Raw genomic sequence first — 10,668 nt, forward strand, 5'->3', positions numbered from 1 at the left:
CATTCACAATTACACCGTAACAGCTGCAAAGAACTCTTCATACAGTGCTTGAACGGCTCTTTTTTCATCGACTTCCTTTACGCCAAACATCATGCTGACTTCAGACGAGCCTTGATTAATCATTTCAATATTTACACTCGCCCTTGCCAAGGCTTTGGACGCCCTTGCCATTGTCCCGACATTATGGCGCATGCCTTCACCAACCACCATGATAAGGGCAAGGCTGTGCTCGAATTTCACTTCATCCGCATGCAATTCTGCGACAATCCGCCCGGTTATTTCTTGCTCCATTTCGGCCTCAAACTGATTTTCCCTTAAAATGATTGAGATATCATCAATACCCGAAGGGGTGTGTTCATAGGATAAGCCAAACTCTTCTAAAATGCTTAACAGTTTACGGCCAAAACCAATCTCTCTGTTCATTAAGTATTTACTCACATAAATACTGCAAAATCCTTGATCGCTGGCAATCCCAATGACAGGACCATTTGTATTGTCACGCTCATAAACAATTCTCGTTCCCGGTGCTGCCGGATTGTTCGTGTTCTTGATTTGAACGGGAATTCCTGCCCGAAAGGCCGGCACAAGGGCTTCATCATGCAGAACGGTAAACCCGGCATATGAAAGCTCACGCATTTCCCGATACGTTAATTCCTTGATTTCCTTTGGCCTCTTGACAATATAGGGATTGACCGAATAAACGGCATCCACATCAGTAAAATTTTCATATAAATCAGCTTTCAAGCCATTTGCAAGGATAGAGCCAGTAATATCTGAGCCGCTCCGTGAAAAAGTGAAAACTTCCCCTTCTTTGCTAAACCCAAAAAATCCGGGAAAGATTAATAAACCGCTTCTTTCGCGCAAGGAATGCAACCGCTCATACGATTCCGGTAAAACTTGAGCGTTTCCCGGCTCAGCACTAACGAGAAGGCCAGCCTCCCCAGGGTTAACATACGAGGCCTCTACCCCCTGCTCTTCGAAGAAGGCAGCCACTAATTTTGCATGATTATCCTCACCACTTGCCTTAATTCTATCGATAAACCGTTCAGGATTACTTCTATCCCCATTTAGTCTTGCTTCTAAATCAGCTTGTATTTCACTAATAATTTTAGAAGGAAGCTGTAGTTCCTCAGCAATCGTCGAATACCTTTTGATGACGGATGCCGCTATTTCCTGTGAATTCTGATTGCTCAGGCATCGCTCTGCACATTCAATTAATAAATCTGTGACCTTTTGATCTTCGGGAAACCGTTTCCCTGGAGCTGATACGACAACTACTTTACGGTCGGGATCAGAAATAACAATCTGGAAAACCTTCTCAATTTGGTTTCCGGAAGCTAAAGAGGATCCTCCAAACTTTACTACCTTCATGCAAACATCTCCTAATCCCAAAAATATAATCTAAATTTTATCTAAATTCAGAAAAAAATTCAAGTGATTTTCCACCGTACATGCACATTTGTTTTCCTCAGGAAGACAACCGATTTGCAAATACAAAAAAACAGTGAGATTTTATCAGTATCTCACTGCATTTATTCCTGACATTTTTTTCACTAACATTTGGAGTAATTAACGGATTATTTCTATAAAATGAGCAAGGATTCTTGCGGTCATCCCCCAAATTGTTTTCCCCTCATATACATAAAAATACTCTTCTATCCCTCTTGTCCGCCAATTATAGTTTTCACCGCCGACAATTAAATCAAAGGGGAAATTTTCCTCAGGCTCTGCCTTAAATTCTATATGATAGATTTCTGGGTCTTTATTGATAAAAAAAGATAAAGGAACCGTAAAAATTTCTCCCACCTCTGCAGGATTCGGTTGAATACATTCTGAATGACTAATAAATCCTGTATACGGATAAACCAACATACCAAAAGGAGAAACCATAAAATCAAGCGGATAAACTTCCGTGATATTTTCCCTGTTAATCCCTAATTCCTCGATTGTTTCACGAATAGCCGCTTCTTTTTCATCCTTGTCTTCCGGATCCACTTTTCCTCCAGGAAAACAAATTTCACCTGGCTGCCTTCTAAGCTCCAGCGAACGAACTTCAAATAGCACATGAATCCCATCCTCTTTTTCGATAAGAGGCAGCATTACAGCATATTTTGCGAACTTCTCGCTCCCTAATATCACAGGGGCATGTCTTTTTAATTTTGCGACAACTGATTCCAGCTCCATGATTTCACCTCTATTCATTTTCAAGTTTCTATACTATCTACAATAACATTTTTATCCTGTTATTGAAAAAAAACAATCCAACTTCAACTAAGTTGGATTGTCCCTGAAAAAATTCTTATTCCTTTTTTTCATACCAAGAATACATATAAGCAGGATCTTCGAGGAGCTGAGCTGTCTTTACAATTTTTAGAGGATGAAAGGTATCAATCATCACAGCCAATTCCAGTGTTTGCTTTTTCCCAATACTTGCTTCAGTTTTCCCTGGATGGGGTCCATGGGGAATTCCCCCTGGATGGAGCGTGATTGACCCCTCTTGGACCCCTTTACGGCTCATAAAATTACCTTTCACATAATAAAGGAGCTCATCACTATTAACGTTACTGTGATAGTATGGTGCAGGAATCGCCTCAGGATGGTAATCATACAATCTAGGCACAAAGGAACACACAACAAAATTATTCCCTTCAAAGGTTTGATGGACAGGCGGCGGCTGGTGAACCCTTCCTGTAATCGGTTCAAAATTTTCAATATTAAAGGCCCAAGGATATAGGTACCCATCCCAGCCGACTACATCAAAGGGGTGATGTCCGAGCATATGGGAGGAAATTATCCCCCGCGATTTCGTCATTACCTCATATTCGCCTTTCTCAGCAAAAGTCATCAATGTTTCCGGACCGCGGATATCTCGTTCACAAAACGGGCTGTGCTCTAATAACTGACCATATTCATTACGGTAGCGTCTTGGTGTCGTAATTTGACTATATGCTTCAACAATAAGTATTTTCGTTATTTCATTTGCATCAGGGATTATTCGATAAATCGTTCCAATCGGTATGATAAGATAGTCACCCGGAGAATAGGAAATCGTCCCAAACATCGTTTCAAGTTTTCCCGATCCGTAGTGGATATAAAACATTTCATCGCCATCACCGTTGCGATAAAAACTTTCCATTGGCTCAGTGACATTTGCAGTTCCAATCAGCAAGTCTTGATTTCCTACTATATATTCCCTAGCTTTTAAGGCATCACCTTTTTTGGTTGTCTTATTTGTAAAAAAATGACGGTGATTAAGCTCCCTTTGTTCTTCATATTCCGGCAAGTATTGACCAACCAATTCCGATTTGACCACTTCTGTAGGCATAAAATGGTGATATAATATCGATTGGGTGCCTGAAAAACCTCGTGTTCCCATAACCTGCTCTCGGTAAAGACCGCCATCCTCTTTTTTAAACATCGTATGACGTTTATGCGGGACTTTTCCCATTTGCCGGTAATACATTATTTCACCTCTGTTCCTTCAGTAATCGAATTCTGTAATACACCAAGGCAATCTATTTCTAACTCTACGATATCCCCGGGCATAAGCCAGCGGTGCACTTCTTGGCCAAGCTCTAGGATGCATCCTGTCCCGACTGTTCCAGAACCTATCATCTCTCCAGGATAAAGGGTAACGCCTGCAGATGCCCGCTCAATCATCTCCCCAAAGGAATAAAAAAGCTCCCTCATATTTCCTGTTGAAAGCAATTGTCCGTTAACCCGCGCTTTCATGGAAAGATCAAAGCCCTTTCCCATCTTCAATGGTTCCAGCTCATCTTTCGTGACAATCCATGGACCAATCGAGGTGGAAAAATCTTTTCCTTTTGCTGGGCCAAGCCCGACCTTCATTTCCTTCCGCTGCAGGTCTCTCGCACTCCAGTCGTTCAAAATACAATAGCCAAAAATATACTCATCAACATCTTCCGCCCGGATATTTCTTCCCTGCTTTCCAATGATGCAGGCGATTTCGAGTTCATAATCAAGCCAGTCACATCCCAATGGCTTAATGATTTCTTCTCCAGGACCCTTTATCGCAAGGTGATTGGAGAAATAAAAGACTGGAATTTCATACCATTCAGGTATCATCTCAAGACCGCGGTTTTCCCTTGCCGTCTTCACATGCTCCTCAAAGGCATAAAAATCACGAAAGCTTCTGGGGAAAGGGAGTGGAGCCAGTAAACGGATTTCATCCAAAGGGTAAACCCCTTGCTGCTTGTTTGCTGGAGACATTAATGCCGCTTTTTTTAAATTCACTTCACAGTTATCAAGAAAGGCTACTAAATTATCAGGTAACTCACCACCTGACATTTCATACATATCGACTGCATGCGCTTGGTCCAGCAGAAACCCGGCCCTAATGGTCCCATCATTTTTTTCAAATGTAACAAATTTCATTGGTTCACCTTTTTTCCTTTTAAAAAAGGGAGAAATTTTTCTCCCTTTTTCCGCTATTGTTTGGTAGTTATCCCCTTTAACTATACCTTTTCTATCTTTTCGATCGCTTATAGGTTTCCGCGTTTTTCCTGCTCCCGCTCAATCGATTCGAATAAGGCCTTAAAGTTTCCTTCTCCGAAACCGCGAGCCCCTTTTCGTTGAATGATTTCAATGAAAACGGTCGGACGATCAACAATCGGCTTGGTAAAGATTTGCAATAAATAGCCTTCATCATCACGGTCAACTAAAATATTTAATTCGCGAAGCTGTTCAATTTCTTCGTCTATTTCGCCTATCCGCTCACCTAATGATTCGTAATAGGTACTAGGGGTTTTAAGAAATTCAACACCGTTCTTCTTCAAAGCAGCAACCGTTGAGACAATATCTTCGGTTAAAATGGCCAGATGCTGTACGCCCGGACCATTGTAGAATTCCAAAAATTCCTGAATTTGTGATTTCCGTTTTCCCTCAGCCGGTTCATTGATAGGGAACTTGATGCGTCCGCCGTTATGCATGACCTTTGACATCAAGGCCGAGTATTCTGTAGTAATATCCTTGTCCGAGAAATGCTTCATTTCTTTAAAGCCCATTACCTTCGAATAATATTCAACCCACTCTTCCATCCGCTCCACATTACCAACCACATGATCAATCCCGATTAACCCGGCATCCTCATTTGGCAAATAGATTGAGTATGGCTCAAACCCTGGTAGAAATGCCCCTTGATAACTTTTGCGTTCAATTAACGTATGGATTGTGTCGCCATATGTACCGAGAACAGCTTTTTTAACGACTCCCTTTTCATCACTCATTTCAAATGGGGCTACATGGGCAATGGCTCCTCTATTTACAGCCTCTTCGAATGCTTTGTCTACATCTTCGACCAACAGGGCTACATCCTTTACGCCGTCCCCGTGCTTCTTGACAAACTGAGCTACCCGGCTTTCTTCGTTATAGGAGCCTGTAATCACGAGACGAATATTCCGCTGCTTAAGAACATATGAGACCGTTTCACGATTTCCTGTTTCTAGTCCTGAATAGGCAACTGGCGTAAACCCAAAGGCGGTGCAAAAATAATGACAAGATTGCTTAGCATTCCCCGTGTAAATCTCAATATAATCCACATCCCGTACTGGAAAAAAGTCATCGACAAGCTGATCTGCCCTTACTCTTTGTTCTTTCATCTAGAAACCTCCATTTGTAATAATATTAATATTCTGAATTAATCTTAAATGAAGGCTCTTAATCTCTCAAGAGCAGGAAGTAAAGCAATAACGCTTTTAGGCAGTAAAGAAATACTCTATCATCATAATAATTATTTCTGAAAATAAAAAAAGAAACATACCTAGGACTAGGTTGTTTCTACGATAGGTGGAAGGATTATGTTTTCCACTAAAATATTCCTTCTATTTATAGCCGATAAAAATTTTTACGAAAGAATCGCTCGGTCGCTTACCATTTGGACACCACGAATTCGTTTAAATTCTTCTAATAATCGTTCAATCGTCAGCTGCCGCTTATGATCCTCATCAACCTCCAAAATAACTTGACCTTTATCCATCATAATTAAACGATTCCCAAGGTCGATAGCTTGCTGCATATTGTGGGTAACCATTAAGGTAGTAAGTTTGTATTTATCAACAATTTCTTTGGTTAGATTGGTTATCAACTCTGCTCTTGATGGATCTAGTGCTGCCGTATGTTCATCTAGTAAAAGGATGGATGGTTCCGTGAAGGTGGCCATCAATAACGATAGTGCCTGGCGTTCTCCCCCCGATAATAAACCGACCTTTGCACCAAGGCGGTTTTCCAAACCAAGATGCAAGGATTCAAGCACGCCCCGGAAAAAATCGCGTCTTTTTTTCGTGACTGCTTTTCGAAATGTCCTAGATTTATTCCTGGAATAAGCCATCGCCAGATTTTCTTCAATCGTCATACTTGGAGCCGTTCCGGCCATTGGGTCTTGAAAGACTCGTCCTATCATTTTCGAGCGATTAAACTCAGACATATTGGTAACATTGTTTTCACCAATATGAACCTCTCCAATATCAGGGAATAAAACACCGGAAATAACATTCATTAACGTCGATTTTCCCGCGCCATTACTGCCAATAATTGTAACAAAATCTCCGGGCTTAAGGGTTAGGTTAACATGATCTATTGCGATTTTTTCATCAGGTGTCCCTTCATTAAAAATCTTATGAATCTGATTTAAGTGCAGCATGTTTGTCCCCCTTAGCAGTAGCAGAAGCACGAATAGCAGATAGATGTTCTGCCCTTCTCCGCGCTTTTCGCTTTTTCTCTTTCGATCGCTCAATCATTTTCGGTGTTGTTAAAGCAACAATGACAATTACTGCCGTAATCAGCCTCATATCACCCGGCTTCAAGAAATCAATCCGGAGGGCCATGGATACGACAATTCGGTAAATAATCGAACCGCCAATGACAGCAAGCGTGGTTCTTGCAATGGTTTTTGTCCCGAAAAGGGCCTCACCGATAATTACTGATGCTAAGCCGATAATAATCATCCCGATTCCCATGCCGACATCGGCGGAGCCGCCTTGCTGGGCAATAAGGGAGCCTGAGAAAGCAACCAATGCGTTGGAAAGCCCCAGTCCAAGAATGACAAGAAGGTTTGTATTAGCCGAAAGGCTGCGAATCATTCGCCTATTGTCTCCGGTCGCTCTGATTGCTAAACCAATTTCCGTTTGTAAGAACAGATCGGTTAGGAACTTGATAACGAGGGTGACGAAAATCATAAAAATAAGAATGCCCCATGTATCCGGAAGACTATCACCAAGACCAACCATTGAAAGAAAACGATTGAAAAATGAATCCATTCCAGTACGCTCAAAAAAACCGCTAATTTTAGTAAATGCTGTATCGGTATTTAATAGCGAGATATTGGGGCGATTCATGATTCTTAAATTAATTGAGTAGAGAGCAATCATCATTAAGATTCCGGAGAGCAAGTTATTTATTCTTCCAAATGTATGGAGAAGCCCTGTTATACAGCCTGCAGCAAAACCAGCAAATAAGGCCACGATTGTTGCGATAAAAGGGTTAACCCCACTCGCGATCATAATCGCTGAAATGGCAGCCCCTGTTACAAAACTCCCATCCACCGTCAAATCTGGGAAATCCAGAATACGAAAGGAAAGATAGACGCCCATTGCCATAATCGCATAGATGATTCCTGTTTCAAATGATGAAAATATGGCTGTAAACATTGAGATCATCCTTTCAAAATTTCATTCCTATGTAAGAATCAAGGAGTGTACCATTTAGTTGGCCCCTCCTTGAAATAGTTATTAATTATTTCCCATCATAAAACTCGCCAAGTTTGCCCCATTCCTCATTCACTTTTAATCCTTGTGCTTCAGCCGCTGCCTTATTGATGACTAGCTTTAAGCTGCTTGGAAGTTCCACAGGAATTTCTGAAGCTTTCTTTTTCCCCGTTAAAATCTCGGCGGCCATTAATCCGGATTGATAGCCGAGGTCAAAATAGCTGAATCCACTTGCCGCAACGGCACCTTTTTTCATCGAATCAAGCTCGCCGACGAAAAGCGGAATTTTTTTGCTGTTTGCTACAGCAATGACCGAATCAAGGGCGGTAACAACAGTATTATCGGTTGGAATATAGATGGCATCGACTCGACCGACTAGTGACTCGGCTGCCTGCTTAACCTCTGACGTATTCGCAACAGAAACTTCGACTAGAGTAGCGCCTTTTTCTTCCGCTAATTTTTTCACTTCTTTCACTTGGACTTCCGAATTTTGTTCCCCGGAATTATAAATCACACCAATTTTTTTGGCTTTTACTTCATCAGTAATAAAATGAATCGTCTTTTTGGTAGCTTCAGGATGGTTGTCAGTTGTACCGGTAATATTTTCCCCTGGTTTATCAAAAGCCTTTACTAATCCAGCACCAACAGGGTCTGTCACCGATGTAAAGATAATCGGAATTTTCTTGGTCGCATTTAAGGCAGCCGTTGCACTTGGGGTTGCATTAGCAAAAATCAAGTCTACTTTGTCGCCGACAAAATTCTTGGCAATTACTTGCGGGTTGTTCGGATCCCCTTGTGCATTTTGATCATCAAATGTTACCTTAATTCCTTTGTCTTTTAAAGCCTTCTTAAAGCCCTCTGTCGCAGCATCTAAGGACGGATGCGGTGCATACTGGCTTATTCCAACCTTGAACTCCTTATCAGTTCCTCCCTTTTCTGAACCCCCTACTGATTCTTTACTGCCGCAGCCGGCAAGCAAGAGCATCCCCGCCAAGGCAATTGAAAGTGCTTGAACTTTTTTCTTCATTAACCAACATCTCCCTACTATTATTCATTTTTTCAAATGCAGTAATTTTCTAAAAATTAAATATATTAAAAATTATTCTAGTGTTTTTTGGGTTTAAAAGCAATAGAAATAGCAAAAATATTTTTCCGCTTTAAAGCGACATAATCTCCTAAAAAGAAACATATTACCTCCCTTCTTCCAAAAAAATGCCTTCTAGCAAGTAGAAGGCATTGATACATGTATATTAAATTATGAATGGAGGAACAAAAATATGAATCTTACCAATCACGGGTGTTTTCGAGTAATTGATCTATCTCAACTTTTTTCACATTATGAATGCTTTTCTCAGATGTTAGATTTGTTGTCGCCTCAAGTAATTTGTCGATATCGATTAAAACGATGCCCATCTCTTCTCTAACCTCCTAAGTTTTTTAGTTGAATATCACTTTAATAAACATTTCGAACTATTCATGGTAAATACGGGGGTATTTAAGGAAATCAATAGTAAAGAATCAATAAATACAAGTAGTTTTTAAGAAAATAACCAAAAAAATCGGTTTCTTAATAAGAAGAAAAATCCAGCCACCTCAGCTGGATTTTTCTATCTTTAAGCAGTGTTTTTCATTTCTTTTCGAACTTTCGACTGCTTAAAAAAGTATTTCATCATCGGCGGAGTAACAAGCGTGGTTACAAGAACGACGATGACTAATATCGAAAATAGTTCTGGACTGATTAACTTCGTCTCTAATCCAATCGTGGCAATAATTAAAGCAACCTCTCCGCGTGAAACCATGGCCGCCCCAATTCCGAGTGAGTTTCTCCACGAAAAGCGAGCCATTTTCGCCCCAGCTGCTGCACCAATTAATTTGGTTAAGATTGCTAGAATACTAAGACCAATAATAAGACCTAAATGCTGCGAAAGACCTGCGAAGCTTGCTTTCACACCGATAGAGGTAAAGAAAACCGGCACGAAAATCGAATAACCAATTGTTTCTACTTTTTCAACTATTTCATGCTTAAAATTGGTTACACTAATCGCTACCCCGGCAATATAAGCACCAATGATGGCAGCAACACCTGTTAATTCAGCCACATAGGCAAAAAGGAAACAGATGATTAATGCAGATGATAGGAGCGATTCCGTCACCTTTAACGGGGCAAACTTCTTTAAGACCCATGGCACAACCTTCCAAGCTACTAAAATAGCACCTCCAAAGAAGAGTACTTTTTCAATAATGACCATACTTAAATTTACATCTCCGCCTGCCATGCTCATTAAAAACGCTAAGGCAATAATGACGAGCACATCATCAATGACCGCAGCTCCTAAAATGGTCGTCCCTTCTTTTGACTGCATTTTATTAAGCTCTTTAAGCGCCTGTACGGAAATACTTACGCTAGTAGCTGACAGCAGCAGTCCTAAAAATATCGCTTCAATTGTCGTCATTTTCAACATGGTTCCCGCTAAGTATCCAACAAAAAGCGGGACGACTATTCCACTAACGCCCACGAGTGTCGATGCTTTCCCAGAGCGTTTAAATTCATCTAAATCGGTCTCCATACCGGCAATAAACATTAACAGTATAACGCCAATTTGACTTAGCTCTTCCAATGTTTTCGTTTCGGAAACGAGCCCCAAAACCGCTGGGCCAAAAATAATTCCTACAAGGAGCTTCCCTAAAACAGAGGGCTGGCCAAACTTTACACTAATATCCCCTGCTATTTTAGAAGCAAATAAAATAATCGCTAACTCAAAGATTAATTCCATCTAATCACCATTCCCTTTTTAGAAAATTAAAAAGAGCCTGTCACAACATTGACAGACTCTTCCCAAAACAATAGAAAAAGGCCTGTCAAACCAAAAGGGCATAATTCCCCCTTGGTGACAGGCTCCTCCATTTGACGAACATTAAGTTAACACTTTAATACCATAGTTTATCA

Annotated in this window: 10 protein-coding genes; all 10 read right to left on the reverse strand. The window is 40.8% G+C overall.

Annotation, left to right across the window (positions count from 1 at the left end; translation table 11 throughout):
• Positions 1-9 precede the first annotated feature (9 nt).
• The 10 genes from BANVL01_RS10085 to BANVL01_RS10125 all read right to left on the reverse strand — a co-directional run bounded on the left by BANVL01_RS10085 (position 10) and on the right by BANVL01_RS10125 (position 10,495).
• On the reverse strand, positions 10-1,371 hold the full coding sequence (locus tag BANVL01_RS10085) for an aspartate kinase (RefSeq protein ID WP_066088662.1): 1,362 nt from the start codon (positions 1,369-1,371) through the stop codon (positions 10-12).
• 198 nt (positions 1,372-1,569) lie between these two features.
• Entirely contained in the window at positions 1,570-2,184 is a 615-nt protein-coding gene (locus BANVL01_RS10090) for an NUDIX hydrolase (protein WP_066088666.1), read from the reverse strand.
• Positions 2,185-2,299: 115 nt separating this feature from the next.
• On the reverse strand, positions 2,300-3,463 hold the full coding sequence (locus BANVL01_RS10095) for a homogentisate 1,2-dioxygenase (protein WP_066088669.1): 1,164 nt from the start codon (positions 3,461-3,463) through the stop codon (positions 2,300-2,302).
• On the reverse strand, positions 3,463-4,395 hold the full coding sequence (locus BANVL01_RS10100) for a fumarylacetoacetate hydrolase family protein (protein WP_066088672.1): 933 nt from the start codon (positions 4,393-4,395) through the stop codon (positions 3,463-3,465). The genes BANVL01_RS10095 and BANVL01_RS10100 overlap by 1 nt, the downstream gene beginning before the upstream one ends.
• A gap of 107 nt (positions 4,396-4,502) precedes the next feature.
• Positions 4,503-5,618, reverse strand: a complete 1,116-nt coding sequence (hppD, locus tag BANVL01_RS10105) for a 4-hydroxyphenylpyruvate dioxygenase (RefSeq protein WP_066088675.1) — start codon at positions 5,616-5,618, stop codon at positions 4,503-4,505.
• Positions 5,619-5,863: 245 nt separating this feature from the next.
• On the reverse strand, positions 5,864-6,658 hold the full coding sequence (locus tag BANVL01_RS10110) for an ABC transporter ATP-binding protein (RefSeq protein WP_066088678.1): 795 nt from the start codon (positions 6,656-6,658) through the stop codon (positions 5,864-5,866).
• The gene (locus tag BANVL01_RS10115) at positions 6,633-7,664 is read right to left on the reverse strand and encodes an ABC transporter permease (RefSeq protein WP_066088680.1); all 1,032 of its coding nucleotides are present in this window, start codon (positions 7,662-7,664) and stop codon (positions 6,633-6,635) included. Before BANVL01_RS10115 ends, BANVL01_RS10110 begins: the two co-directional genes overlap by 26 nt.
• Positions 7,665-7,749: 85 nt before the next feature.
• A complete protein-coding gene (locus BANVL01_RS10120; protein ID WP_066088683.1) occupies positions 7,750-8,748 on the reverse strand; it encodes an ABC transporter substrate-binding protein in 999 nt (332 codons plus the stop codon).
• Between the two features lie 257 nt (positions 8,749-9,005).
• A complete protein-coding gene (locus tag BANVL01_RS28580; RefSeq protein WP_268874922.1) occupies positions 9,006-9,134 on the reverse strand; it encodes a hypothetical protein in 129 nt (42 codons plus the stop codon).
• A gap of 200 nt (positions 9,135-9,334) precedes the next feature.
• Positions 9,335-10,495, reverse strand: a complete 1,161-nt coding sequence (locus BANVL01_RS10125) for a cation:proton antiporter (protein WP_066088685.1) — start codon at positions 10,493-10,495, stop codon at positions 9,335-9,337.
• Between the last annotated feature and the right edge of the window lie 173 nt (positions 10,496-10,668).

It is taken from the genome of Neobacillus novalis NBRC 102450, assembly GCF_001591805.1.
In the GTDB taxonomy this organism is placed as follows: Bacteria; Bacillota; Bacilli; order Bacillales; family Cytobacillaceae; genus Neobacillus; species Neobacillus novalis.

Bases quoted from the DNA above. Each gene is read 5' to 3' on its own strand.
- BANVL01_RS10085 (WP_066088662.1), bottom strand. From the start codon at position 1,371: ATGAAGGTAGTAAAGTTTGGAGGATCCTCTTTAGCTTCCGGAAACCAA.
- BANVL01_RS10090 (WP_066088666.1), bottom strand. From the start codon at position 2,184: ATGGAGCTGGAATCAGTTGTCGCAAAATTAAAAAGACATGCCCCTGTG.
- BANVL01_RS10095 (WP_066088669.1), bottom strand. From the start codon at position 3,463: ATGTATTACCGGCAAATGGGAAAAGTCCCGCATAAACGTCATACGATG.
- BANVL01_RS10100 (WP_066088672.1), bottom strand. From the start codon at position 4,395: ATGAAATTTGTTACATTTGAAAAAAATGATGGGACCATTAGGGCCGGG.
- hppD (WP_066088675.1), bottom strand. From the start codon at position 5,618: ATGAAAGAACAAAGAGTAAGGGCAGATCAGCTTGTCGATGACTTTTTT.
- BANVL01_RS10110 (WP_066088678.1), bottom strand. From the start codon at position 6,658: ATGCTGCACTTAAATCAGATTCATAAGATTTTTAATGAAGGGACACCT.
- BANVL01_RS10115 (WP_066088680.1), bottom strand. From the start codon at position 7,664: ATGTTTACAGCCATATTTTCATCATTTGAAACAGGAATCATCTATGCG.
- BANVL01_RS10120 (WP_066088683.1), bottom strand. From the start codon at position 8,748: ATGAAGAAAAAAGTTCAAGCACTTTCAATTGCCTTGGCGGGGATGCTC.
- BANVL01_RS28580 (WP_268874922.1), bottom strand. From the start codon at position 9,134: ATGGGCATCGTTTTAATCGATATCGACAAATTACTTGAGGCGACAACA.
- BANVL01_RS10125 (WP_066088685.1), bottom strand. From the start codon at position 10,495: ATGGAATTAATCTTTGAGTTAGCGATTATTTTATTTGCTTCTAAAATA.